This is a genomic window from Streptomyces huasconensis, assembly GCF_021028635.1.
In the GTDB taxonomy this organism is placed as follows: Bacteria; Actinomycetota; Actinomycetes; order Streptomycetales; family Streptomycetaceae; genus Streptomyces; species Streptomyces huasconensis.
The window spans coordinates 8,030,197-8,055,852 of the sequence record NZ_CP086119.1 but is presented as its reverse complement, the minus strand read 5'-3'; the positions used below and the strand labels follow the sequence as shown (position 1 = coordinate 8,055,852).

14 protein-coding genes are annotated in these 25,656 nt (G+C 71.4%); 10 read left to right on the top strand and 4 right to left on the bottom strand.

Translation table 11 applies throughout. The features are described from left to right. Positions 1-23: 23 nt before the first annotated feature. From ptlI to J2N69_RS35735, 6 genes are all read left to right on the top strand, one after another. Entirely contained in the window at positions 24-1,400 is a 1,377-nt protein-coding gene (ptlI, locus tag J2N69_RS35760) for a pentalenene oxygenase (protein WP_230904448.1), read from the top strand. 737 nt (positions 1,401-2,137) lie between these two features. Continuing rightward, positions 2,138-4,105 carry an ATP-binding cassette domain-containing protein gene (locus J2N69_RS35755; RefSeq protein WP_230905014.1) on the top strand — a complete coding sequence of 656 codons (1,968 nt, stop codon included), beginning with the start codon at positions 2,138-2,140 and terminating at the stop codon, positions 4,103-4,105. A 65-nt stretch (positions 4,106-4,170) separates the two neighbouring features. Next, positions 4,171-5,637: an NUDIX domain-containing protein gene (locus J2N69_RS35750; protein ID WP_230904447.1), complete on the top strand. Its 1,467-nt coding sequence runs from the start codon at positions 4,171-4,173 to the stop codon at positions 5,635-5,637. A 90-nt stretch (positions 5,638-5,727) separates the two neighbouring features. After that, positions 5,728-6,237 (top strand): hypothetical protein, encoded by a 510-nt coding sequence (locus J2N69_RS35745; protein ID WP_230904446.1) that lies wholly within the window; start codon positions 5,728-5,730, stop codon positions 6,235-6,237. Continuing rightward, the gene (locus tag J2N69_RS35740) at positions 6,234-7,532 is read left to right on the top strand and encodes an NUDIX domain-containing protein (protein ID WP_230904445.1); all 1,299 of its coding nucleotides are present in this window, start codon (positions 6,234-6,236) and stop codon (positions 7,530-7,532) included. The genes J2N69_RS35745 and J2N69_RS35740 overlap by 4 nt, the downstream gene beginning before the upstream one ends. Continuing rightward, positions 7,529-8,578, top strand: coding sequence for a GNAT family N-acetyltransferase (locus tag J2N69_RS35735; RefSeq protein WP_230904444.1), 1,050 nt, complete (start codon positions 7,529-7,531; stop codon positions 8,576-8,578). Before J2N69_RS35740 ends, J2N69_RS35735 begins: the two co-directional genes overlap by 4 nt. Before the next feature lie 255 nt (positions 8,579-8,833). Here the strand turns inward: J2N69_RS35735 and J2N69_RS35730 are convergent, their stop codons facing one another. After that, positions 8,834-9,436 carry a hypothetical protein gene (locus tag J2N69_RS35730; RefSeq protein WP_230904443.1) on the bottom strand — a complete coding sequence of 201 codons (603 nt, stop codon included), beginning with the start codon at positions 9,434-9,436 and terminating at the stop codon, positions 8,834-8,836. Between the two features lie 178 nt (positions 9,437-9,614). Between J2N69_RS35730 and J2N69_RS35725 the strand changes: the two genes are divergently transcribed. Both J2N69_RS35725 and J2N69_RS35720 read left to right on the top strand, forming a co-directional pair. After that, complete coding sequence (locus J2N69_RS35725; protein ID WP_230904442.1) at positions 9,615-11,927, top strand: MMPL family transporter; 2,313 nt, start codon at positions 9,615-9,617, stop codon at positions 11,925-11,927. 32 nt (positions 11,928-11,959) lie between these two features. Then, complete coding sequence (locus J2N69_RS35720; RefSeq protein WP_230904441.1) at positions 11,960-13,243, top strand: wax ester/triacylglycerol synthase domain-containing protein; 1,284 nt, start codon at positions 11,960-11,962, stop codon at positions 13,241-13,243. Here the strand turns inward: J2N69_RS35720 and J2N69_RS35715 are convergent. Continuing rightward, entirely contained in the window at positions 13,195-14,340 is a 1,146-nt protein-coding gene (locus J2N69_RS35715) for an SDR family oxidoreductase (RefSeq protein ID WP_230904440.1), read from the bottom strand. The two genes, J2N69_RS35720 and J2N69_RS35715, sit on opposite strands and share 49 nt — an antisense overlap. A gap of 268 nt (positions 14,341-14,608) precedes the next feature. Here J2N69_RS35715 and J2N69_RS35710 point away from each other — a divergent pair, with 268 nt between their 5' ends. Together J2N69_RS35710 and J2N69_RS35705 are read left to right on the top strand one after the other, a co-directional pair. After that, positions 14,609-22,231 (top strand): type I polyketide synthase, encoded by a 7,623-nt coding sequence (locus J2N69_RS35710; protein WP_230904439.1) that lies wholly within the window; start codon positions 14,609-14,611, stop codon positions 22,229-22,231. Between the two features lie 454 nt (positions 22,232-22,685). Continuing rightward, positions 22,686-24,029, top strand: coding sequence for an aldehyde dehydrogenase family protein (locus tag J2N69_RS35705; RefSeq protein ID WP_230904438.1), 1,344 nt, complete (start codon positions 22,686-22,688; stop codon positions 24,027-24,029). A gap of 206 nt (positions 24,030-24,235) precedes the next feature. Here the strand turns inward: J2N69_RS35705 and J2N69_RS35700 are convergent, their stop codons facing one another. After that, a complete protein-coding gene (locus J2N69_RS35700; protein WP_230904437.1) occupies positions 24,236-24,856 on the bottom strand; it encodes an RICIN domain-containing protein in 621 nt (206 codons plus the stop codon). Continuing rightward, complete coding sequence (locus J2N69_RS35695) at positions 24,853-25,461, bottom strand: RICIN domain-containing protein (protein WP_230904436.1); 609 nt, start codon at positions 25,459-25,461, stop codon at positions 24,853-24,855. Before J2N69_RS35695 ends, J2N69_RS35700 begins: the two co-directional genes overlap by 4 nt. Positions 25,462-25,656: the final 195 nt, after the last annotated feature.

The following is a 25,656-nucleotide window of genomic DNA, read 5'->3' as shown; positions in this document are numbered from 1 at the left end:
CGAGCCAGACCGAGGAGAACCCCATGGCCCAGCAGACCCACCAGACCGAGCAGCAGCAGACCTTCGTCGCGGGCACCGCACCGGGAGCCGTGCCACTGGTCGGACACGCCTGGCAGATGATGCGCCGTCCGCTGCAGTTCATGTCCTCGCTGTCCAGGCACGGCGACCTGGTGAAGATACGCCTGGGCCCTACCGAGGCCCTCGTACCGACCCATCCCGCCCTCCTGCGCCACGTCCTGACCAGCGACGAGGAGTACGACAAGGGCGGCATCTTCTACGACCGCGCCCGCGACATCGCCGGCAACGGCCTGGTGACCTGCCCCTACGCCGACCACCGGCGGCAGAGAAGGCTCATGCAGTCGGCGTTCACCCGCCCCCAGCTCAAGCGGTACGCGTCGGCCATGCACGCCGAGATCGAGTCGAGCACGGAACGCTGGAGCGAGGGACTGGTGGTCGACGCCTTCCCCGAGATGTACGGCATGGCGCTGCGCACCGTGGGCCGCACGCTGTACTCGACGCCGGTCAGCAAGGAACTCGCCGACAGCGTGGAGCGCGCCTTCGACGCCGTGCTCAAGGGTCTCTTCCGGCAGATGTTCCTGCCCGCGGCCGTACGCAAGCTGCCTGGTCCGGGCAACCGGCGCTACCGCGCCAACCTGGACTACCTGCACCGCACCACCCAGACGCTCATCGACGACTACCGCCGCGACGGCGCCGACCACGACGACCTGCTCTCCGCCCTCCTCGACTCCCGCGACGAGGACGGCGGCAGGCTCGGCGACCGGGAGATCCACGACCAGGTCATCACCGTGATGGCGGCCGGTACCGAGACGGTGGCGGCCACCCTCACCTGGATCTTCTACCTGCTCTCCAAGTACCCCCGGATCGAGCGGGAACTGTACGCGGAGATCGACGAGGTCCTCGCGGGCCGGGCACCGGAGTTCGACGACGTCGCCCGGCTCCAGCTCACCGACCGCATCATCACCGAGACCCTGCGGCTCTACCCGCCCGCGTGGCTCTTCACCCGGCTGACCTCCACCGAACTGGACGTCGCGGGGGTGCGGCTGCCCGCGCAGAGCACGGTGGTCTTCAGCCCGGCCGCGGTCGCGCTCGACGCGCCCTCCTTCCCCAAGGAGCGACAGTTCGACCCCGACCGCTGGCTGCCCGACCGGGTGACGCCGCAGGCCCGCCAGTCGTTCATGGCGTTCGGCACCGGCGCCCGCAAGTGCATCGGCGACCTCTACGCCCGCACCGAGGCGACCCTCGCGCTCGCCACCATCCTCAGCAAGTGGCGGGTCACCTGCGAACCGGGGGTCGACGTGCGCCCCGTCCCGCTCGCCACCGTGTACCAGCCGCGCCGCCTGCGCCTGCGGCTGACCGCCCGTACGCCGGGGACGCGGTGACGGGTACGGGTGGCCGGAGCCGGGATCGCGTCCGTCGGAGCAGAACTGGATGACGGGCGGCGCACCCGGGACAGGGCGCGGGCGTCGCGGCGCACGCCGACGTTGCTGACTAGGCTCTGCCGGGAGCAGGGAGCGCGACTGCGCAGCGGCGAGGCGGCGCTTCCCGGCGTCCCGGAGTCGGAGTCGCTTCCCCTGCTTGCGCAGTTCCGCCTTCTACGCGACCTTCGACTTCGGCTTCCGTGGGCGCTTCCAGATCGGCTGCCACCCCAGGGGCTCGTCGGGGGGGGTGCCGGGCTGCTAGGTGTGCGGCGGGGCCGTCGCCGGGCAGCCCGCTTGCGGGTCAGTGGGCGCAACACGGCCTGGTCCTCGGTGTCGCGCGGGGGTGGTGGCGTTTGCACGCGCCCCGCATCACGTACACCACGGCGACGACGTCGACGGCCGCAAGGGCGATGTCGGCCTCGGTGTTGGGGCCACTACGGGGGCAACGGGCATCGGTGTTTCGGCCAGCCCGGGCCGAGCGTCAATCCGTACGCAGCAAGGGTCCGTGCGCGGTACACCTTCGGGAATCCGCTCAACCACCGTCCACGCAGAGCGACCGAAAGACTTGTGTTCGAAATATAGGGCTGCCTCGTTGACTCCACGACACCACCCAGAACACCACTGGAGGAGGCACGTTGCCGTCAGACAAACCCCCCACCGACGCGGCTCAGAGCACGCAGACCACGGATACCGGCACCATCTCGGCCGCCGAACGAGAGCTGTACGGCGGCCGCCTGCGCTACGACCAGTCCTTCGTCCGGCACGAACGGCCGCTGGTCCGGCTGGGGTTCGGGCATATGGCGGCCGCTCTGCCGCGCATGGTGGGGATGGTCATGCGGACCGGCTGGCAGACCGACCCGCGTGCCCTGGCCGCCGTCGTGGCGGCGCAGCTCGGACAGGGGGTGGCGGCCGGGTGGGGGCTGGTGGCGGTGAACAGCGTGCTGAGCGAGCTGTTCGCGGACGGGCCGACCGCGAGCAAGCTCCGTGACTCGCTTCCGTCGCTGATCGTCCTGGCGGTCACGGCGGTGGCGACGGCGTTGCTGGCGGCGTGGTCGACGGCGATGTCCGGCCGGCTGGAGCCCCAGGTGGAGCGTGCGGTCTCCGCCCGGTACTACACCGCTGTGACCGGCGTCGAAGTGGAGGCGACCGAGCGGCCGGAAGTGCAACGGCTGCTGGAGGCGGGCAAGTTCGGGACTGAATCGGCCCGCAGCATGCTGCGGCTGTCGGTCGGCGTGGGCAACGTCGTCATCGGCATGGCCGCGGCCGCCGTGGTCCTGGCGTCGCTGCACTGGATGCTGCTGCCGATGTTGCTGGCCATCGCCTGGCCCAAGGGGTGGGGCGCCGTGCGCTCCGCCCGTCGCGAGTACATCTCCCGCCTGAACTGGATCGACCACCGCAGGGCGATCGCCTCTCGGCTCGCCTACCTGACCCGCCCGCACGCCGCCGGGGAACTGCGTGTGCACAAGGCCGGCGCCAAACTGCTGTCCAGTTACGAGGAGATGTCGCGGCAGACGGAGGCCGAGCAGCGGCGCCTGGCCCAGGCGCAGGCGACGACGGACCTGGTTGCGGGCGGCTTCGCCGGACTCGCGTCGCTGGGCTGCTACGGAGTGCTGTGGTGGCTGCTGGCCGCCGGGGGCCTGCCACTGGCTGTCGGCGGAACCGCGGTGGTCGCCATCCGCACCTCGACCGCGCGTCTGACCTCCTTGGTTCAGCAGGTCAACCGGCTCTACGAGGAGCTGCTGTTCCTCACCGACACCGAGGACGCCATCGAGGTCGCGGGCGAGCACGCGATCCCGCAGGGCGGCGCCGCCCTGCCCGCGCCGGTGCGGGCGGTGCGGGCCGAGGACGCGACGTTCACCTACCCCGGGGCCGAAACCCCGGCGTTGCAGGGGGTGAGTGTGGAGATCCGCCGGGGCGCGGTTACGGCCCTGGTAGGCGCGAACGGTTCGGGGAAGACCACCTTGACCAAGGTGCTCGCCGGGCTGCTCCTGCCCGGCGAGGGAAACGTGTGGTGGGAAGGTGAGGCGGGCGAGCGGGTCGAGATGCGCGACGCGGACCGCAGCCAGGTCTTCGCGGCGGTCGGCGTACTGGCGCAGGACTTCCCGCGCTGGGAGATGACGGCGGCCGCGAACGTGGCCATCGGCGCCGGGGACCGCCCCCGCGACATGGACGCCGTCCGCCGGGCCGCCCGGGAGGCGGGCATCCTCGAACTGATCGAGGCACTGCCACACGGCTGGGACTCCATCGTCTTCAAGGGCTACGAGCGCGGCGTCCAGCTCTCGGGCGGACAGTGGCAGAAGCTGGGCACCGCTCGGACGCTGTACCGGGGCGCGCCGGTTCTCCTGGTCGACGAGCCGACCTCGGCGCTGGACCCGCATGCGGAGATCGCCGCGTTCCAGGGGCTGTGGTCACTGGCCGAGGAAGGGCACGCGGTGGTGCTCGTCACCCACCGCCTGGCCGCCACCATGAACGCCGACCACATCTACGTACTCGACCAGGGGCGTGTCGTCGAAACCGGCACGCACCAGGAGCTGATGGTCCGCAAAGGCGGTGTCTACCAGGGGATGTTCACGGCTCAGGCCGCCCAGTACGGCCTCGCACCAGAGCCCGGCGCGCTCCCCGAACCCCGCAGTGCACAGCCGCCGGACCACGAGACGGCGAGCTGACCCGCCACCACGAACTCCCCCAGTCGGCCTCACGAGACCGCCCCGGCGAAGGCGAGACACCGCTCATGCCACCCAGCTCCTCCGCGATCCGCACGACCATCGACAGGTATCTCGACCGCCACCCGGACGAGCGTGACGCCCTGGCCGGGCTGCTCGCCGCACTGGACAGGCCCGGCGACGTGACCACCCGCACGACGCTGCCCGGGCACGTGACATGCAGCGCCGTCGTCATCGACAGCCAGTGCCGCGTCCTGCACGTCCGGCACCGGGCCACCGGCGGCCTCATGCTCGTGCCGGGCGGCCACGTCGAACCCGGAGACCGCACACTGCTGGCTGCGGCGCTGCGAGAGGTGTCGGAGGAGACCGGGATCGCGCCGGGCGCCTTGTGCCTGACGCCTCAAGTCCTCGGCGCACCCCTCGACATCGACGTCCACGACATCGACGCCAGCCCCTCCAAAGGCGAACCGGCACACCATCACTACGACTTCCGCTACGCGTTCTACCTCGCCGACGGGCAGCGGCCGCCGGTCACTGTGCAGGACGAGGAGGTGTCGGGTGCTCAGTGGCTTTCGTTCGCCGAGGTCACCTCACCGACTCTGCGCGCGAAACTCCTCGGGGCGCAGCTGGACGGGCGGCCGGAGCCGGTGAACGCCTCCGCGCTGATCCACAACGGCGCCGGCTCCTACTTGCTTCATCTACGCGATGACCGGCCCGGCATCTGGCAGCCCTGGACACTGGCACTGCTCGGCGGCGGCCGCGAGCGCGGCGACACCAGTCTCGAGGACACGCTGCGGCGTGAACTGGCGGAAGAGGCCCCTGGGTTGCGGCTGGATGACCTTGAACCGTACGCCGTCGAGGTGGACGCCAGCGTCGACGGGCTCCACGTACCCATTAAGGTCTTCACCGGCCGGTGGAAGGGCAATCCCGACCTTCTCGATCTGCGGGAAGGGGTGCTGCTGCACTGGTTCACACCCGACCAACTGGACCGGCTGCGCCTGAACCCCGGCCTCGCCGACCTGATCCGCCGCCACGCCGCCGAACACCCGCCGCGGGTACGCCCGGACGCGGCACCGCAGGTATGGGACGGGGGCAGCCGGACCGTGCTGAACGGCATCGGTGTCCACCTGCACCTCCAGGACGACCACGGTCGCATCCTGCTGGGCCTGCGCCACCCCGACGTCCGCTACGCGGGTGGCTCGTGGCATTACCTGGCCGGGAAGTGTGAGCAGGAGTCCGCCACCGCGTGCCTGGTTCGCGAGGCCTGGGAGGAAGCGGGTCTGGTGATCGACCCCGCGGACGTGGAGCTGGCGCATGCCGTACACGTCGTGGACAGCCTGGGCGGACTGCCGTTGCTGCAACTCGTGTTCCGGGCTCGCCGCTGGAAGGGCAGCCCCGAGGTCCGCGAGCCCGACAAGTGTGTCGCGTGGCGGTGGTGGCCACCGCACGCGCTCCCCGACCAGCTCGTCCCTTACACCCGCACGGCCATCACCAGCATCGCCGAAGGCCGCACCTACTCCCAGCTGGGGTGGTGAGCGGTGAACACACCCATCGGTAGGGGGCCCGCCGGGGCTTGGACCGGGTCCACGCCCTTGGTGTCGAAGCATCCGGAGGAGGAGATGGCTGTGACGTTCGCTGAGCCCCCCTCTGCCTCCGGCGCCTCGCTCTGGCGGCACAGCGCCGGTGACACCTCCGGGGCTGTGGCGGCCCGGGCGGCGATGGTCGCCCGGCTCGAGGAAGACGGAGCGCTGGGCCCCGGACCAGTGCGCGAGGCCCTGTGGACCGCTGCCCTTCGGAACCTGGTCCGGACCTACCTCGGCTACGACCGGCGCGCGGGCACCCGCGGCACGTACGCCGGGCGGGGCCGCTCCTACGAAGAGGACCTCGCCGACTCGGCGTTCACCGACGTGGCCGAGCACCGCTTTCCCGTCGCCCGCACCTGGACACCCAAGGACGTCCTCGGGTACCTGCGCACCACCAGCTTCGCCCGCCCCGCCCTCTTCGCCGGCCGTCGGCACCACGAGTTCGAGGTCGAGGCGCTCGCTCTGCTGAAGGCCCATGCCCGCGGCGGCGTCCTGACGGAGGACGCGGAGTTCACCGTGCTGCTCGCGCGCCGCCCCGGCGGCGACGTGTGAGCGGTACCCAGCGGCACACCGAGCCGCTCGATGTCCACCTCATCGCCCTGCGCGACGGCCCGGCCGGGCCCGAGGTGCTGCTGTCCCGAAGGGCCGGCGATGTGTACGCGGCGGGCTGCTGGCATCTGGTCAGTGGGCACCTCGACGGCCCGTGGGAGGACATGGTCACGGCGCTGGTGCGCGAAACCCGGGAAGAGGCCGGCGTGGTCGTCGATCCGACCGACGTCCGCGCGGCCGTTACGGTGCACCACCGCTCCCCTGCCGGCGGCGCGCGCATCGGGGTGTTCTTCCAGGTCAGGCGCTGGAACGGCACCCCGCAGGTCATGGAACCCCACGTGTGCGACGCCATGGACTGGTTCCCGCTCGATGCCCTGCCGGAGCCGATCGTCGCGTACTGCCGGGCCGGGCTGGACGCCTACCGGGCGGGCGCGCGGATGGCCGTGCACTTCCAGGAGCCCGGCGACCCGATCGCCCACCACCCGGCCTGCGACCGACTGGTCCTGGTCTCCGGCCCCGGCGGCCGCGGCGCGGTCCCGGGGCAGGCGGTGCGCGCCTTCGCCGAGCAGGCGGTAGGCCGGATCACCTCTTGGACGGACGTCTCCTGGGTGCGTGTGGAGAGCCGCGTATGGCGGGCGTGCGGCGCCGAGGGCGGCGAGTGGTACGTCAAGATCCACCAGAACGACCGCTTCCACCGGCGCGAGGTCGCCGCGCTCCGCGGCCATGCCCTCAGCCTGGGCGCGGCCGCGCCGCACCTGGTGGCCGCCGATGCGGGGTCGCGGGCCGTGGTGCTCACCGCGGTGGGCGGCCGTTCCCTGCCCCTGGGAAAGCTGGAGCGGCACTTGAACGGAGCCCGTCCCCATCTCGGGCCCGGTGACGAGGAGTTCATCCGCGCCATCACCGGGCAGGCCGCACACCTGCCCGCCCTGGAGGCGGTGCCCACACACGGAGACTTCCAGCCCCGCAATCTGCGCTGGGATGAAGCCGCGGACAACGTGTACGTGATCGACTTCGAGCGGTCGGAAGAAGGCCCGGCAGTACGGGACTTCGTACGCCTGTCCGACGCCTGGCACGGCCGCCCCGACCTCCGGCAGGCCGTGAGGGATGGCTACGGCCGCTCCTTCACCCCGGAGGAGGCGGCACAGCTGACGATCCTGTGCGTCCTGGATGCGGTGTCCGGCCTCTCCTACGGTGCGGCCCACGGTGATCCGGAGCTCGTCGAACGCAGCCGGAGGACGCTGGCCCGGCTGCGCGCAGGGCACACCCTTGCCAACCCCTCGAAAGGACCCGCGTCATGAACCGCGAGACCGCACCACTCGAAACGACCGGGCGGCAGCTGAGTGGCGCCGCTTCGGCATTGCCGGTCCGCGCCGCCACGGCCGATGACGCCGAGGACCTCGTGCGGATGCGCTCGCAGTACGTACTGTCGCAGCCGCTGAGCGAGGACTGGGTCCGGATGTGCACGGCGGAACTGGCGCCACGGCTGACGCCGGAGGGCGACGCGCGGGCCTTCGTCATCGACGACCCCGGCGGCGGGCTCGCAGCCTGCGCCCTCGGGCTGATCCACCCGGTCCTCCCGGGGCCGGCTTACCCTCGGGGGCTGGCCGCGCGTGTGCACATCGTCGCCACGCGCCCGGGTGCCCGGCGCCGCGGCCACGCACGGGCCGTGCTGTCCGCTCTGCTCGACCACCTCTCCGGTGTCGAGCACGTCACGCTGTTTGAACTGCACGCCAGCGCTGAGGCGGCACCGCTCTACCGCGAGCTGGGGTTTACGGGCAGCCCGGCGCTGATGCGGATGACACGCCTCGAAGAACCGGACGGCACCCGCGCCCCGGCGAGCGGCCCGGTCTGGATGCCGTTGGAGCAGTACGCCGAGACGGTCCCGAAGGCAACCGCGTTCGCCTGCGTGTACTTCACCGACGAGGACGAGCGGCCGCTCCAACTGCACTCGGTCTACTCACCCTCCCACCCCTGGCAGCTCGTGGGCGGAACGATGGACTTCGGGGAACGCCCCTGGGAAACGGCCGTACGCGAATGCCGCGAGGAGATCGGGCTCACGCCGACCGGACCGCCCCGCCTTCTGGCCGCCGTCTACGGACTGCCCGGCGCCCCCTGGCCTTACAGCACGATCGGGATGGTCTTCGACGGCGGCCGGCTCAGCGCCGCGCAGATCCAGGCCCTCACCCTGAACCCGCAGGAGCACGACGAGGCCCGTGTCCTGCCCCTCGACAGCTGGCGGGCGCTGATGCCGCACCGCGACTTCGAGCGGCTGAGCGCGATCGACACGGCCCGGCGCACTGGAGTGGCCGCGTACTTCGACACGTGGGACTGGGATACCGAATGAGTGCGACGGTGTTGATGCCGGACCGCAGGGGCGCCGCCATTCCCCTCCAGGAGCGCGGCTGGCACGCGCGTCATTGAGCCAGATGACGTGGTGAATGGGACCGGACGAAGCAGCCTGGTTTTCACCAACAGGGCATTTGACTCATCACACGCGCTCAGCGTCAGAAAGGGTGGTCGACACCGCCGGCAGTGTGGCCGCTCCGGTGACATATCCGGCGGGGGCTGCCGACGGTGTCACCGTCCTTCCCGGCCCAGGTCAGCGGATGGTGAGGTTGCCCCGGCCCTCGATGTAGCCGAGACCCCTGCTGAAGCAGTGGCGCACGTTGTTGGTGGGTACCGCCGTGCCGGAGAAGGAGCGGTGGGCCATACGGCCGGAGGCGACGGTTCCGTTGAGGAAGGAGTCGGCCGCGGTGTAGCCGCGCGTGCCGTGCGGGGCCGGGCGGAAGGTGGAATGTCCGAGGACCCGGCCGGTGCGGTGGGGGCCGGAGTACCAGGTGGCCGTGGCCGTGCCCTTGAGCGACCTGGCACGGGAACAGCTGGCGTGCGCGCTGCCCTTCAGCGTGATGCGGCCCGAGCGGATGCCGGACTGACGGCCGTTGGGGGAAGTGCAGTTGTTCAGGTTCGCGCTGCCGCGGGCCGAGATCTTGCGGGGAGTGCTGGTGACGGCGGGCGAGAAGGTGATGCGCTGGCCGGGCCCGGTCCGCAGGGTGCACTTGAGGGTGGCCCGGGGAGCGGCGACGGCCGCTGACGGGGCGCCGGCCGTCTGCGGCCCGGCCTGGCTGGTGGAGCCCGTGGCGAACAGGGTCAGGACTGCGGTCGCCGTCACGGCGGCGGCTCGCAGGTGGTGCACGGCACGCATGCGGTTCTCCTCTGGTCGGGATGACAACACGGGGTGTGGTGCCTATCGTTCGCGTTTTTCGCCAGTAAATCCCCCTCAACGTGCAGATTGTGCCTAGTCGTCACTCCACAGGGCTAATGGAGGTTTGACCCTGGAATGCCGCTTTGGCCAGGATTGCCGCGTCGAGGAAAGGACCGTCATGCGATGGTTTCCCGGAAGCGGTCTGCTCGGCCGGAAGCGCGACACCGCTCGTCGGCGGTGCGGGACTGCTCCATGGAGCGTGCGGCGCCCGTGGTGGGTGCTGGTCACCACCGCCGGCATCGGCGTTGTACTGGCGCTGACCGCGTTCGCGGCGCCCGGCCGACTGTCCAACGGCGGTTACATCGCTGCAGGGACCGAAGCGACCCGCACGGACGCACTGCTCCAGCAGCGCTTCGCCGCGGGCATTCCCGACCTGGTGCTGTACGCGCGCGCACCCAAGCCTGTCGACACCCCTCAAATGACCCGCGCGGGACAGGAGTTCACCGACCGGATCGTCCTCGAACCGGACGTGCGGGACGCCATCTCCTTCTGGGCCGTGGGGGACCGCAAGCTGCTGAGTGAGGACGGCCGGGCCGCCCTGGTCACCGTGGACCTGCGGGGGAACGAGGACGCGGCGGCGCGCAGGGCGGCGGACCTGGTGCCACGGCTGACCGGCGAGCAGGGGCCGTTCACCGTCACGGCGACCGGGCCGGCCTGGGTGATGGCCCAGGTGACCGAGATGAGCCGCGAGGAACTGATCCGTGCCGAACTCGTCGGCGCCCCTCTCGCTTTCCTGGTCCTGCTGTTCGCCTTCGGGTCACTCACGGCGGCGCTGCTGCCCGCGGTGGTCGGCGCGCTCTCCGTGGCGGGCACCTTCGCCCTGCTCCAGGTGCTCGCGGCGTACTTGCCGCTGTCGGCGTTCGCCTTCAACATCACCACGGCGCTCGGCTTCGGACTGGCCGTCGACTACGGCCTGTTGGCGGTCAGCCGTTACCGCGAGGAGCTGGCCGCGGGCGCCGCTCCGCCCGAAGCGGTCGGGACGACCATGCGCACGGTCGGCCGGACCGTGCTGTTCTCCGCGGGCACGGTCGCGGTCTGCCTCGCCGCGCTCCTGCTGTTCCCTCTGGGCTTCCTGCGCTCCTTGGCGCTGGCCGGGATCAGCGTGGTCGTGCTGGCGGCCGTGGCCACGCGGGTGGTGCTGCCCGCCATGCTGCTGGTCATCGGAGACCGGATCGACCGGCTTGACCCCTTCGCCTCCCTGCGTCACCGCGGGCGTGCCGACCGGAGCGTGTCGTGGGCGCGCGTGGCACGCCTCGCCACCGGTCGACCGGTCCTGGCGGGCGGCTGCGCGGCCCTGTTCCTGCTGGCTCTGGCCGTGCCGTTCACCCACGCCCGCTTCGGTGTCACCGACGAGCGGGTCCTGCCCGCGACTGCGGAGTCCCATGCCACGGCCACGCGCATCGGGCGTGAGTTCCCCTTGCCCTGGACCCGGACGCTGACCGTGCTGCTGCCCGACACCGACGCCGTCGACCAGCGGCAGGCCCTGGACGCCTACGCCCGCAGAGTCTCCGCGCTGCCCACGGCGGGGGAGGTCGCCACCGGTCTGGGCACCTACCGCGACGGACACCGCACGACCGGGCGGTCCATGGAAGCGCTGATCTATGTCGGCAACGGCTCGACCTGGCTGTCGCTGACCGCCGACGGCCCGACTTCCGCCGACGAGCAGTTGGTGCGGGAACTGCGCGCGTTGCCCTCCCCCGGCCGGCATTACGTCTCCGGACGCCCGGCCCGCGTACTGGACACCAAGAACGCCGTCCTGGCGGCCCTGCCCACCGCCGCCGCCGTCGTGGTCGGAGCGGTGCTGTTGCTGCTGTTCCTCTTCACCGGCTCGGTACTCATCCCCGTCAAGGCGGTGATCCTGGGCGCGCTGAGCCTGAGTGCCACCTTCGGGGCGATGGTGTATGTCTTCCAGGACGGTCATCTGCGTGGTCTCGTGGGGGACTTCACCGTGACCGGGGAGCTGGAGACGTCGATGCCGATCCTGGTCTTCGGCGCGGCGTTCGCCCTCTCGGTCGACTACGAGCTGTTCCTCATCTCCCGTATCCAGGAGGAGTACCGGAAGACCGCCGATCACCGGACGGCGATCGTCAACGGGCTCGCCCGCACCGGCAGGCTGATCACCGTGGCAGCGGTGATCTTCGCGGTCGCCCTGCTGCCCCTGATCTCCTCCGGCATCACCCTGCTCAAACTCATCGGCTGCGGGCTCGCGCTCGCGGTCCTGGTCGACGCCACCGTCGTACGCGGCGTACTGGTCCCGGCGTTCATGCAGCTCACCGGGCATGCCAACTGGTGGGCCCCGCGCCCTGTCGCCGCACTCCACCGGCGCCTCGGCCTGGACCGTTGGCACCATCACGCGAGTCGCGGCACGCACACGCGGCTTCCCGCGGCGCGCGACAGCGGAGCCGTGCCCACGTCCGTGCCCGACAAGTAGCCGCCGACCCGCGTGGCAGAACAGAGAGCCGCATGTACGCCAACTCGGTGGACGCCGCTTACCACCGGTCCCGGAGCCCGCACCCGCAGATCGTCGGCACCCTGCTGCGATTCCGGGGCGCGGCCCCGGGCCTCGGGCTGCTCCGGGACCACATCGCCGCGCACCTGGCCGAGCAACCTGTCCTGCGTCAGCGTCTGGAGGACGTCGGGGGCCGTATCTGTCGGGTGCCGGCCGAGATGCGTACAGAGAATCACGTACGGCACCACGCGGCACCTTCCGGCCGGACCTGGGGAGAGGTGGCCGACGCACTGCACGCCCTCCCCCTGCCGCTGTCCCCGGCCGCGCCGTGGGACGTCTGGCTCGCCGACGGCCACCGCGCCGACGAATGGCTGCTCTTCTTCCGCTCCCACCACGCGCTCACCGACGGGACGGGGCGCGCGCATCTGATCACCAGCCTGTTCGGGAGCGCTCCGCGGCCCGGCCCCCAGGTGTCACGGGGCGGGTTCTCGCTCAGGTGCGCGGTGCGTCTGCTCGCCGATACCGTCTTCGGGCTGTTCCCCGGCCCCGTCGCTGCCCCGGCCTGGCGGTGGCTGTACGGGCCTGCCAGCGGTTCCTCCCGGCTGACCTGCGTCTCCCTTCCCTACGAGCGCCTGTCCCGGGTGGGCCGGGACGCAGGCGTCACCACCAATGACGTCTACCTCGCGGCCATGGCGGGCGTGCTGCGCCGACTGGCGCTGGACCGGGGGTGCGGCCCGGACGAGCTGGGCGACCTGCCGGTGTCCATGCCCATGTCGACACGCCGGGCGGGCGAGGAGAGCCGGCCGGGCAATCATCTGACGATGGCCCGTGTCCTGCTGCCCTGCCACCTGTCCGATCCGCGGGAGCGGCTGGTGCGGGTCCACCGGGCGACGACGCGTGCGAAGCGGCAAGGACGCGCGGCCACGTCCCGCTTCCTCCAGGAGCACGTCCCGCACCGGGTCTCCGAGGCCGCGACCAGGGCGCTCATGGACGCGCGTACCGCGCCGGTGTCCTGCAACTACGTGCCCTACCGCGAGCCGGCGCTGTCCTTCGACGGCAGCCGCGTCCTCGATGTCACCTCGGTGGGGGCGCTCATGGACGGGCATCTGCTCTATACAGCCCTCACGTATCACCGTTCGGTCGCGCGGCTCGCCGTGGTGCACGATGCCGTTCTTCCGGATGCCGCCCGGGTGGGACACCTGTGGACCGAGCAGATCGACGTCCTGCTCGGCGCCACCGGCGCGGGGACTCACACGGGCAGCGGCGCCTCGGCGCCCCCGAAGGCGCGTACCAAGTAGTCGTGGTCGAGGGGGTCAGGGACGGGGAGGTCTCCGACGGCCGCCACGAGGTTGCTCCGGTCGTACGTGCGCCGGTGGGTGCTGAACGTCAGCAGGCGCGTGCCGCGCTTCGCGAGGAGCCGCTCCAGCGTCGTGGGGTGGGGCAGTTCCGGGGTGAAGCGGATCAGCAGGCCGGGGAAGCGTGTTTGCAGGGCGGTGGTCACCGTGGCCATCCTCACGCTCTCCGGGTGGGTGACATGCAGCGTCCGGACGCCTGGCGCGGGCTCGTCGCGCGATGCCGCCAACACCATGGCGTGGGCCGCGTAGTCGGCCTGGAGCAGGTTGAGCGTGCCCTCGGGGTCGCCCTCGACGCGGTACTGGAAGATTTCGGGTCGCCGCGCGTCAGCGCCGCGCGGGCCAGTAAGTAGGGCCCCCACCGCGCCCTGCCCGTCCGGACGGCCGAGCAGGAGGTTCTCGACAAGCTGGACCAGCACGTCGGTCGGCGCCTTGGGCAGTCCCTCGGGCGCCGGGCTGTCGGTGACCAGCAGACTGGGACGGAACACAGTGACGTCCCGGTCCCCCTTCCGCGCCCAGGCGTGCAGCAGGCGCTCGGCGGTGTGCTTGGACTCCTCGTACAGCGTCTGGAACCCGTCCCCGTCCCGCAGGTCGGTCTCCATGACGTGCCCTGTGCGCCGGCGCCCGGCCACGTACGCGGTGCTCACGAAGAGCACGCGCGACCCGGGAGCCTCGTCCGCCAGTTCCAGGACGCGCCGGGTGCCGATGACGTTGGCATGGTGCAGCGGGGCCGGCTCCGCCTCAAGAGCGATCACCGCGGCGCAGTGCCACAGAGCGGTGAGGCCCTGAGTGACCCGGGCCCGGTCCCGCGGCGCCAGGCCGAGGCCCGGCTGTGTGAGATCGCCGCTGACGTAGCGGACCCCGGCGAGGACGTCGGCGCCCAAAGGCGGGGTGTCCAGCCATGTCACGGCGGCCTCCACGCGGGCGCGCAAATCGTCGGGTGCGCCACGGCCCAGGACGGTGACCTCCTCGCCGCGGGCGAGGAGTTCGCGCAGGATGCGGCAGCCGAGGAAGCCGGTCGCGCCGGTGAGCAGGACGGACAACGGGGTCTCCTGAGGAAGGGAGGGCGGGGTGACGGCACCAGACGCTACGTCGCCGCCCCGGTCCCGAACCGCTGCTCACGTCGCGCCTCGGCACAGTCACTCGGATGAGTGGTCGCTGTCACCGCGGGGCCGCCTTCACTCGTACAGGTGATTGCGAGGAAACTGCCCGAACTGCGGTGGTTTTTGGCGGAGTTCGGCCTGAAAGGTGACTACGGTGCTGAGCGATCTGTCGTGTTTTGCCCTCCATTGCTCCCTGAAAGGCCGTCCTGTGACCGAGGATCTGATTTCCGTCACCTCCGAGAGAGCCATCGCCGTCGTCGGCGTCTCCTGTCGCCTGCCGGGCGGCATCCAGGACATGGACGGATTGTGGACGGCTCTGTGCGAGGGGCGGGACGCGGTCGGCGAGGTGCCGAAGGACCGGTTCGACGCCCGCCGGTTCGCGGCCGGTGACATGCCGCGAACCGGTCGGAGCTACACCTCCGCCGGTGGTTTCCTCGACGACATCGCCGGGTTCGACGCCGCGTACTTCGGCATCTCGCCCAAGGAAGCCGCCCACATGGACCCGCAGCACCGGCTGCTGCTGGAACTGGCGGCCGAGGCGCTGGACGACGCGGCCATCGCGCCCGAGCGGATCGCCGGCACCGACACCGCTGTGTACGTCGGTATCTCCGACGCCTCTTACGGGGCGCTGCAGATGATGTCGCTGGAAACGGTCAGTCCGTACACGATGGCGGGCGCGGCCTCCTCCATCGCGGCCAACCGCCTCTCCCACGCGTTCGACCTGCGAGGTCCCAGCATGGCGGTGGACACCGCCTGTTCGTCCTCCCTCGTCGCGCTGGACCGTGCCTGCCACACCCTGTGGGAGGGCACGAGCCGGGTGGCCCTGTGCGGTGGGGCGAACATCCTGCTCAGCCCCTACCACTATGTGGGGTTCTCGCAGGCGTCCATGCTGTCGAGGCGGGGGCACTGCGCCGCGTTCTCCGCGGAGGCCGACGGTTTCGTGCGCGCCGAGGGCGGCGGCATGGTGGTCCTCAAGCCGCTGGCGGACGCCCTGTCCGCCGGTGACCGGGTGCTCGGCGTCATCCTCGGCAGCGGCAGCAACAGCGACGGTCACACGATGGGCCTCGCGCTGCCCAGCGCCGCGGCGCAGGAGAAGCTGCTGCGCCGCGTGTACGCGGAAGCGGGCGTCGACCCGGATGAGGTGGTCTACTTCGAGGCGCACGGCACCGGCACCCCCGTGGGTGACCCCTTGGAGGCACAGGCCATCGGCCGGGCGCTGGGCGTACGCCGCGTCAGTGGCGCGCTGCCCGTCGGTTCGGTGAAGACGAACCTCGGTCACCTCGAACCGGCGTCCGGCATGGCGGGGTTGTGCAAGGCCCTGCTGGTCCTGCGGCACCGCGCCATCCCCCCGATGCTGCACGCCGACACCCCGCATCCGGACATCGACTTCACGGGCCTCGGCCTCGGTCTCACCACATCTCGGCAGCCGCTCCCGAAGAGCCCGACCGGCCGGCCCGTCGTCGGCGTCAACTCCTTCGGCTTCGGCGGAGCCAACGCCCATGTCGCGCTCACCGCGGCACCGCCGCCCCCGGCTCCCGTGGCGTACACCCCGCCGGCCGAGGGGCTGCCGCTGATGGTCAGTGCCCGCACATCACAGGCGTTGACGGCCGCCGCCGCGGCCATGGCCGAACGGCTGCGGGACGCGGACGACGACGCGTTCTACGACCTCGCCTACACCTCGTGCCTGCGCCGGGGGGCGCACGAACACCGCGCGGCCGTGCTCGCCCGCTCGCCGCGGGAAGCAGCCCGTGGTTTCGCGTCGCTGGCCGGGGAGGCGGCCACGGACGTGCAGGAGACCGACGAGACCCCTGTCGGGGACGGCACCGACGTCGTGCCCGCCGCCGTCGCCCGCGCCGCGACGTGCGGACGGGTCGCATTCGTCTTCTCCGGCAACGGCTCGCAGTGGGCGGGCATGGCGACCGACCTGCTGCGCGAGGAGCCGGTGTTCCGTGCGGCAATCGAGGGGGTGGACGCCGAACTCGCGCCCAGGCTCGGCTGGTCGGTCCTGGACGAACTCGCGCTGCCCGCCGAGAAGTGGTCCCTGGCCGCCACCGAGGTGGCGCAGCCGCTGCTGTTCGCGGTGCAGATCGGCATCGTGGCCGTCCTGCGCGAGCGGGGGGTCACGCCCGCGATGGTGCTGGGACACAGCGTCGGCGAGGTGGCCGCCGCGTACACCAGCGGCGCCCTGACGCTCGCCCAGGCGGCCCGTGTGATCGCTGAACGCAGCCGCGTGCAGGCCAGAACGGCGGGCCTCGGGCGCATGGCGGCCGTCGGGCTCGGGCCTGAGCAGGCGGCGAAGGAGATCGCCCCGTGGGGTGGTGCGCTGGAGATCGCCGGCGCCAACGGCCCCAAGGACGTCACTCTCGCCGGTGACGCCGACGCGCTGGCCGATCTCGGTGCTCAACTCACCGAGCGCGCCGTGTTCTTCCGCGACCTGGGCCTCGACTACGCGTTCCACAGCCGGGCCATGGACGGTCAGCGCGAGCCGCTCGACGCCGCACTCGAAGGCCTGGCCCCCCGCGAGAGCGACATCGCGCTGTACTCGACCGTGACCGGCGGCAGGATTTCGGGCACCGCGCTGGACGCCTCGTACTGGTGGCACAACGTACGGCAGCCGGTGTGCTTCTCGGCCGCCGTCGAACGGGCCCTGGACGACGGCGGAGACGTCCTCGTCGAGATCGGCCCGCACCCCGTGCTCCGCACCTACCTGCGCAGGATCGCCGCCACGCGCGCCGGCACGGACGCGGTCGTCGTCTCCACCCTGAGCCGCGACGCGAGCGGCAGCCGGGACCTGGCCGCCGTGCCCGCCGCGCTGATCGCCGCCGGAGCCACCACGGACTGGGACCGGTACTTCCCCTCGCCCGGACGCGTCGTGACCCTGCCCGCCTACCCCTGGCAGCGCGAACGGCACTGGAACGGCGACGCGGACACCTGGCACCGCAACGGCGCCCTCGTACATCCCCTGCTCGGCGGACACGTCACCGCACCGCACCCCGTCTGGGAGGGGAGCATCGAACCCGCACTGCTCCCATGGCTGACCGACCACCGCGTCGCCGGGTCCGTCGTCATGCCCGCCACCGGATACGTGGAAATGGCCCTGGCCGCCGGACGCGTCACCTTCGGCCGTGCCGTTGAGGTGAGGCACCTGGACATCCTCACCGCCCTGGTCGTGCCCTGGGCCGAGGCGCCCGGCACCCGCACCCAGGTGGCACTGCACCCGGACGACGGCACACTGACGGTGACCAGCACCACCACCCACAACTCGGACCCCCGCGCGCACATCAGGGCCCGGGTGCGGGCACTGCTCGGCACCCGCCCCGCACCACTGGGCCTCGACACACTTGCCGTGAGCTGCCGGCGGCACCTCACGGGCGAGGAGCACTACCGGGCCTGCGCGGACGGCGGTCTCGACTACGGGCCGACGTTCCAGGTCCTCACCGGCCTCGACGTCGGCCCGGGCCAGGTGCTGGCCCGCTACCGGCACGACGCGCCGGGCCACCCGTACACCGCCCATCCCGCTCTGCTCGACGGCGCGCTGCAAGCCGGGGCTCCGCTGCTCGGGGACCTCGTCGCGGACGGGGCCGCGTTCCTGCCCGCGGCCATCGGCGCCGTCCGCGTGTGGGACGAGCCGTCACCCGAGGGCGCGGTGTGGGTCAGCGAACGCAGCCGCACACCGGACGAGGTGTGCTGGGACATCCTCCTGACCGACCAGAACGGCCAGGTGAGCGTGGAGTTGGAGGGCTGCCGGCTGAGGCGCGTCGCGGCGACGCGGCGGGCCCCGGTCCTGGTGCACCGCACCGAGCTGCGCGCGGCCCCCCGCCTCGACCGGCCGGCCGCGCCCTCTCCGCTGCCCTCGCCCCGTGCCGTCGCGGACGGGGCGGCCAAGACGATCGGTGAGCTGACCGAACGGCGCGTCGGTCTGGCGGTTCCCTCGGAGCTGGTGAAGGAGCACTTCGCGCGGTGGACCGCGACAACCGTCGCCGGGCTGCTGTCCGACCCCACACGGCCCTTCACCACGGCGGATCTGGTGGCCGGAGGGTCTCTTCAGAAGCACGCGCGGCTGTGGCCGCTCCTCTTCCCCCTGATGGAGCGGCACGGACTGCTCACACGTGTGGACACCGAGCACTGGCAGTTGACCGCGTCGCGGTTCCCGACCGAACACCTGGCGCGTCAGATGGTGGCGAACAGCCCGGCCTCCGCCTGCGGGTTCGGCCTCGCCATGCACCAGGGGCGAACGATGGAGCGTGTCCTGCGCGGACAGGCCGACCCCATGGAACTCCTGGTGGCCGATCACAGCGCCCAGGCGATGGAGCAGTTCTACGACGTCCTGCCGGTCTCCCGCTTCCTCAATCAGGTGGCGCAGGCCTTCGTCCGTGAGATCGTCGCCCAATGGCCGCGGGGGCGGTCCCTGCGCGTCCTGGAGGTGGGGGCGGGGACCGGCGGCGCCACCGCCGCGCTGCTACCGCTACTGCCGCGCGACCGTACGCACTATTGCTTCAGCGACGTCTCCAGCTTCTTCTTCCCTCGCGCCCAGAGCCGCTTCGCCGCCTACGACTTCGTCGAGTACCGCACCCTCGACCTGGCCGAGGACCCCGCGGGGCAGGGGTACACACCGCACAGCTATGACCTCGTCATCGCCGGATACTCCCTGCATACGGCACCGGACCTGGTCGACGCCCTGCGCAACGTGGCACGGCTCCTGGCACCCGGCGGACAGCTCTTGGCCATGGAACCCCACGACCCACTGGAGCTGGTGAGCTACTTCGGGTTCCTGGACAGCTTCTACGGCAACACCGACACCGAGCTGCGCCCCCATTCCCTGCTGCTGCCCAGCGACGCCTGGCCCGCCCTGTTGCAGGATTGCGGCTATACCCAGGTATGCCAAACGGGCCACGAGACGTCCGCAGGACAAGGCGACATCTCCGTCCTGCTCGCCGCCACGCCCTTCGAGGACGCGACCGACATCGCCGCGCCCGCCGGCCTCCTCTCCGAGGCCGCCGTCGACACCGGAGCGGGGACAACACCCCCGTATCGGAGCGACACCGCCTTCGTCGTTGCCATCGAGTCGGAGGCCGAACGGGACCTTGCCGCCGCCACCGCCGACGCGATGTGCCACCACGGCAGCCCGGCCCGCGTCATCGCCATGACCGACGACGATGCGACCTGGACTCAGGTGCTGCGTGAGGCGCACGGTGAGCCCGGCACGGAAACCGTCGCCGTCGTCCTCGTCCTCGGTGACACCTCCGGTACCGCGCCGCGTGAACTGACGGCCCAGGCCGTCCAACGGGCCGAGGCGCTGCGCTCGCTGACCGCGGCGACGGATGAAGTCTCCTCCACGAACCCGCCGGAGCTGTGGCTCGTCACCCGGCCCTGCGGTGCCATCCCCTCCCCCGAGGTCACTCACGAGCTGGACGCCGCCCTGTGGGGCATGACCCGCAGCCTGGTCAACGAGGTGACCGGGCTGGACAGCCGCCGCATCGGTCTGGCGCGGACCGGGGACTCGGCCGCCGACGCGCGGCGGCTGGCGCAGGAACTTCTGCGGCCCACGGAGGAGGACGAAATCCTGCTCACCGCCGCGGACCGCTTCGTGCCCCGGGAACTGCCCCGCCCCCTCGCCCAGCCCTCCGACGGCACCGTGCCGTTCGCGCTGCGGGTGGACGACCCCGGTCTGTCCTACCGGCTTGCCTGGGAGGAGCGCCCGTTGCCGAAGCCCGGCCCGGGCGAGGTGCTGGTAGAAGTGCGGGCCGCCGCGCTGAACTACCGCGACCTCATGCAGAGCGTCGGCCTGCTGCCCAGGGAAGCCGTCGAGGGCACACCGACGGCCGAGGGCCTCGGCATGGAGTGCTCGGGCACCGTCATCGCCTGTGGAGAGGGCGCCACGGACCTGGCCCCCGGCGACCGGGTGGCGGGCCTGGCCAACGCCTCGCTCGCCTCCCATGTGGTGGCCGACCAGCGGGCGTTGTGGCCACTGCCCGACGACATCGGTTTCGCCGAAGCCGCCACCCTGCCCGTCGCCTGCTCGACCGTCCGCTACGGTCTGGGCACCCTCGCGCGGCTGCAGCCAGGTGAAACCGTCCTGGTGCACGGCGCGGCCGGCGGCGTGGGTCTGGCCGCCCTCCAGTACGCGGAAACATGTGGCGCCCACGTGATCGCCACCGCGGGCAGCGAGCTGAAGCGCGACCTCCTGCGCTCACTCGGCGTGCGGCACGTACTGGACTCCCGCACCCTCGACTTCGCGGCCGAGGTCCAGGAGATCACCGGGGGTCGCGGCGTGGACGTGGTGCTCAACTCGCTGGCGGGTGAGGCCATGGTCCGCAGTCTGGAACTGCTCAGGCCGGGCGGCCGCTTCGTCGAGCTGGGCAAGCGGGACATCTACGAGGACAAATCGCTGCCGCTGCGCCCGTTCCGGAAGAACATCGCCTTCTTCGGTCTGGACCTCATCCAGGTGCTGCAGGACGGGCAAGAGGCCGGACAGCTGCTCGCCGTGACGAAGAAGGAGCTCGCGGAGAGGTCCTTCCGGCCGCTGCTGCACACCGCGTATCCCGCGGCGCGCGTCGACGAGGCCTTCCGCCTCATGCAGCACTCGCGGCACATCGGAAAGGTCGTCGTCACCTTCGACCCGCTGGACGAACCGCCTCTCATCGAGCGGACCCCGCCGGTCACCCGCCTCGACGGAACGGCCACTTACCTGGTCACCGGAGGCACCGGCGGATTCGGCGCGGCCACCGCTCAGTGGCTCGCCGGACTCGGCGCCCGTCACGTCGCGCTGGTCAGCCGCAGGGGCGCCGAGGCCCCGGAGGCGGCGGACGTGCTGGCGGCGTTGACGGGGCGGGGCGTGACGGCCACGGCGTACGCGGCCGACGTCACGGACCTGGACGCCATGCGGGAGGTCGTGGCCCGCATCGATGCCACCGGGCATCCCGTGCGCGGCGTCGTGCACTGCGCCATGCATCTGGACGACGCCCCGCTCACCGAGCTGACCGGGGAGCGCCTGGCGGCGGTCATGGCTCCCAAGATCACCGGGGCGGCGGTCCTCGACCTCCTGCTGCGGGGGCGGGAGTGCGACCTGTTCCTGATGTACTCCTCCGGGACGGCGACCCTGGGCAACGTGAAGCAGGCGCCCTACGCGGCGGGGAACCTCTACCTCGAAGCCCTTGTCCGACGTCGGCGCCGTGCGGGTCTGGCCGGCCTGGCCCTCGCCTGGGGGGCCGTGGGGCAGACCGGTTATGTGGCCCGTAACGGCCTGGGCCAGTCGCTGTCCGCCATCGGCTTCGACCTGCTCCGCCCGGAGGAGGCCTTCGCCGTGGTTGAGACTCTCCTGGAGAGCGACGCCGAGGTCACCGGCGTCTTCCGGGGTGAACTGGGCCGGGTGACGAAGATGCTGCCGTCCGCGTCCAGCCCACGCCTGTCGCGACTGGTGCCGGGCCAGGGAGAGGAGGGGGACCTGGACCAGGAGGAGCTGCTGCGCACGCTCTCGCAGATGTCCGGCGAAGAAGCCATCGCCTACCTGACCGAGACACTCGCCAGAGTCCTGGCGGGAATCCTGCAGATGGACGCCGAACACATGGACCCGTACCAGCGACTGGACTCCTACGGGATGGACTCCCTGATGGGGACCGAACTCCTGGTCACCCTGAACCGGCGCTTCGGGGTGGACATCCCGCTCATGGACCTGCTGCGCAGCAGCACCGGCACGCTCACCGACATCGCTCGGATGCTGTACCTCCGGCTGGGCCTGCGCCTCTCCGAAGGGCCCGCGCCGAGCCTGCCGACCGTCCCGCACCAGACACGCAAGACCGACGTGGAAGAGACGAGCGTCCCGGCCACCTGAGGGCGGCCGTGCCGCGAAGCGGCAGGTCTCTTCATACGTGGTGAGGAGACCTGCCGCCGTCCGTGCACCGGCTTGCCTGCCCGGGTGTCAGGAGCACGGCCCTCAGGAGGGTCGCGCCATGGACACCCCGGACGGTACGTCCACGCCACCGCATCGATCACCAGCCGGTGCTCACACCTGGGTGACTGGCCCGGACGCAGGACCCGAACCATGCAGCCGCACGGCCCGGTGCCCGGTGGCGGAACAACCCGGTGTACACCACACCGCTTCCGAACCGCATGGAGAGCCACGTGCCTCTCCGCTACCCCAGGCGGTGGAACATTCCCCGACTCGCGCCGCCGCACAGTGACCTCGCCAGGTGCCGTGACGTTGTGGTGGCCATGGGGCCTCGCTCGCATCTCCACACCGTTCACCGCGCGTCTGGTCGGCCTGGGCGCTCGGCGCCTGATCTGCCATGTGTGAGCACTCGACATCCCTGGACCAGATCGGTTTCGTCGTGAGTGACCGTCGTCGGCTCGAGCCCGTGGTGAGTGCGTTCACCGGGACTGCCTTCTGGGGGCTGGCGTCAACCGCCCCCAGGGATCTGCCCGGCGCGGTGTCCGACGGCCGTCTCGCCCAGCAGCGGTGGCACAGCAGCACGCTGGAGCACCGGTGCGACGTGCTCCGCACCCTGTACGGGGCTCTGCGCAAGGCCCGGCCTCTGATGGCTGCCGCACTGGCACACGGATGCGGCCTGGGGGCGGCGGATGCGGCCGCGGAGCAGCGTGCTGCGGAACGTCTCCTGTCCTCCTGCGGGCGCGCGGTGCGCCGGCAGTTGGGGTACGGACAGCGGTGGGGCCGGCGGTCGGGCCGCAGCATGACAGACACCAGAGTGTTGCCCCAGGCGAGGACCACGGCGTTCTGCGCCGATACAGCCCGGCCCCTGGTTTCCCTGCTGGAGGGTCTGCTGCCCGCCCTGCTGGCCGGCAGCAGCGCCACAGCCCTGGTCACCGCCGGGAACACAGGGGTGGCCGCGCTCCTGGCCCGGGCGGCGCGGACCGCGGGCGTTCCCGAAGGGCTGTGGCAGTGGGCCGTGTCCAACAGTCCTTCCGCGCGAGCCGTATTGCGTGCGGTCCTCGCCGAACATGCGGAACTCTGGCTCCCCTCGTGCTGTCAGGACGCCGGTTCCTCGCCGGGCGCTCTCGCTGCCGTCCGCCATGACGCGTCGGTCGGCAGAGCCGCGAATTCGGCCGCCGCCGCGTGCTTCGCCCGCGCCGGGCGGCTGTGTACCGGCCCCTCGGTCATCACGGTGCACCACCGGCACTGGAGAGAATTCCAGGACTCTTTCCGCCAGGCGCTCCTGCACATGGCTGCCCACACATCGCACGGCTCTGTGCTACAGGAAGGTGAGTATGAGTTCGCCTACGCCTGGGCCCGGGAGCTGCTGGAAGCCGGGGCTCGTCCACTGCTGGGGCCCCACAGCCGCCTGGAGCAGCCGGTGCGGCCGGGAGAGACGACCCTCCCGACCGTTGTGGCTGCTGACACCTGGTATCAGCAGCCTTTGCACACCATCCCGCGTGGCCCAGTCGTGCTGCTGGTCCGCAGCGAAGCTTGGTCAGACACCTTGTATCTCGCCAGGCGCACCAACCGGCACGTCGGGATTTTCACCCGCACTCCCCCTGACCAGCTCCTGCCGCAGTTCGCGACACTGGGGTGCGACGTGCGGTTCAACGGAATGGCAGACGCGGGAATCGATGTGCCGGCCGCCCTGAGGCGCTTCAGGTGCCGGGGCATCGGAAAAGGGCCCCTGCCGGGGTAGGCAGCGCGGACGGCCCGGCCGGGAGCGCCGCGCAGAGCCGATGCTGGGATCTAAAGGGGCTTGAGGGGGCGGCCTGAGGGGACCTGAGGGGGCCCGCACCCAGCGCCCCCCACGTCGCCCCGGCCAAGGCGAAGAGGCCGTCCAGCCGGGCTGCTGGACGGCCTCTTTGTGCGATCCTCAGGGGACTTCTGGAACGCCTCCCGGGATCAGGGGCGCCGGGTCAGGTCCCATGCCTGGTTCTGCCGTTGATTGCATTTCCACTGCACGACGGGAGCGTTGTCGGCCTTGCCGGCCCCCTGCACGTCGACGCACTTGCCTCCGCTGAGCGGCTGGGTGAACAGCGGGGTCTGCTTCATCATCGCGGGTATGAAGGAGAACGTCTGGTTGGGAGCGCCCACGCACGTGTACTGGTCGAGCTTGGCGCCCTTGGCGGTGCTGGCCCCGTGAACGGTCAGGCACTTCCCGCTGTTGATGTTCCGCAGGACCGTGCTGCCCAGGCTCGGGTCACCGCCGATCATTTCCAGGCGCCATTGCTGGTTCTTGGCGCCGACGCACCGGTACTGGTTGACGACCGCGTTGTCGGCACGGCTGGCCCCGCGCACGGTCAGGCACTTCCCGCTGTGCCGGGCGACCACGTACCTGATGTTCCGGGCGGCCCTGGCCGATGCCGCGTCCGCGGTCGTGGCCTTCGTCGAGACGGTCGTACGGCTGTCGGGCTCTGCCGCCCCGGCGGCACTGCTCGGCGTACCGCTGGCCAGTGTGCCCAGCGTCGCGGTCGCCGTCAGCGCGATGAGTCCTGCCCTTGCACGCTTGTATGTGATGCTCATCCCACGCCCGCCCACTTCTGGTTGCTCTTGCTGTTGCACTTCCACAAAATCACCGGAGCGTTGTCCGCCTTGCTGGCTCCCTGCACGTCCAGGCACCCTGCCCCGCCGGAGCGGGACATCTCCCCCTCGCGGTAGGGCGGCATGGTGTACCAGATCTGGTCAGGGGTGCCCTCGCAGTCGCGCTGGACCGCAGGCGTGCCCTTGGCCGTGCGGCCGCCCTTCAGGGAGAGGCACTTCTGACTCTCGAAGTTGGTGAACCGTCGAGCGAGGCCGCCCCCGTCGTAGACGATCCACCACTGGTTCTTCGCGCCGCTGACGCACCGGTACTGGTTGACGACCGCGTTGTCGGCGTGGCTGGCCCCTCGTACGGTCAGGCATTTTCCGCTGTGTCTGGCCTTGAGGTAGTAGATGTTGTCCCGCCCGGCGACGGGTTGCAGATCGGCGCCGGCGAACGCCGTGTCCTGCTTGAGTGCCGTCCGAGCGGCCGGGGCCGCGTCCGGCCCGGCCGGTGGACCGCCCGGGTCGGTCAGAGCCGCGGCCGAACCCGGAAGGGCCACCGCGGCGACTGTCCCCGCCACTGCCAGCAGGGTGTGCAACGTGCGCATGCGTTCTGTCCTCTTTCCTTCTCTTCGTACGTGCGTCGAGCCTCTCGGCGCGAGCGGCCGCGGCTTGTCGGCGGCCTGCTCGTCGTCGACGCACGGCCGCAGTCGCCCTCCCCCGTTGACGTGGGCGACTGCGGCCCTGCACCACTGAGTTCAGCGGCCGTCGAGTTGTTCAGCACCCCGCTGACGTGGTACTTA

What these genes read in the sequence shown, in the direction of transcription:
- ptlI (WP_230904448.1), top strand. Translation starts at nt 24, where the DNA reads ATGGCCCAGCAGACCCACCAGACCGAGCAGCAGCAGACCTTCGTCGCG.
- J2N69_RS35750 (WP_230904447.1), top strand. Translation starts at nt 4,171, where the DNA reads ATGCCACCCAGCTCCTCCGCGATCCGCACGACCATCGACAGGTATCTC.
- J2N69_RS35735 (WP_230904444.1), top strand. Translation starts at nt 7,529, where the DNA reads ATGAACCGCGAGACCGCACCACTCGAAACGACCGGGCGGCAGCTGAGT.
- J2N69_RS35730 (WP_230904443.1), bottom strand. Translation starts at nt 9,436, where the DNA reads ATGCGTGCCGTGCACCACCTGCGAGCCGCCGCCGTGACGGCGACCGCA.
- J2N69_RS35725 (WP_230904442.1), top strand. Translation starts at nt 9,615, where the DNA reads ATGCGATGGTTTCCCGGAAGCGGTCTGCTCGGCCGGAAGCGCGACACC.
- J2N69_RS35720 (WP_230904441.1), top strand. Translation starts at nt 11,960, where the DNA reads ATGTACGCCAACTCGGTGGACGCCGCTTACCACCGGTCCCGGAGCCCG.
- J2N69_RS35705 (WP_230904438.1), top strand. Translation starts at nt 22,686, where the DNA reads ATGTGTGAGCACTCGACATCCCTGGACCAGATCGGTTTCGTCGTGAGT.
- J2N69_RS35700 (WP_230904437.1), bottom strand. Translation starts at nt 24,856, where the DNA reads ATGAGCATCACATACAAGCGTGCAAGGGCAGGACTCATCGCGCTGACG.
- J2N69_RS35695 (WP_230904436.1), bottom strand. Translation starts at nt 25,461, where the DNA reads ATGCGCACGTTGCACACCCTGCTGGCAGTGGCGGGGACAGTCGCCGCG.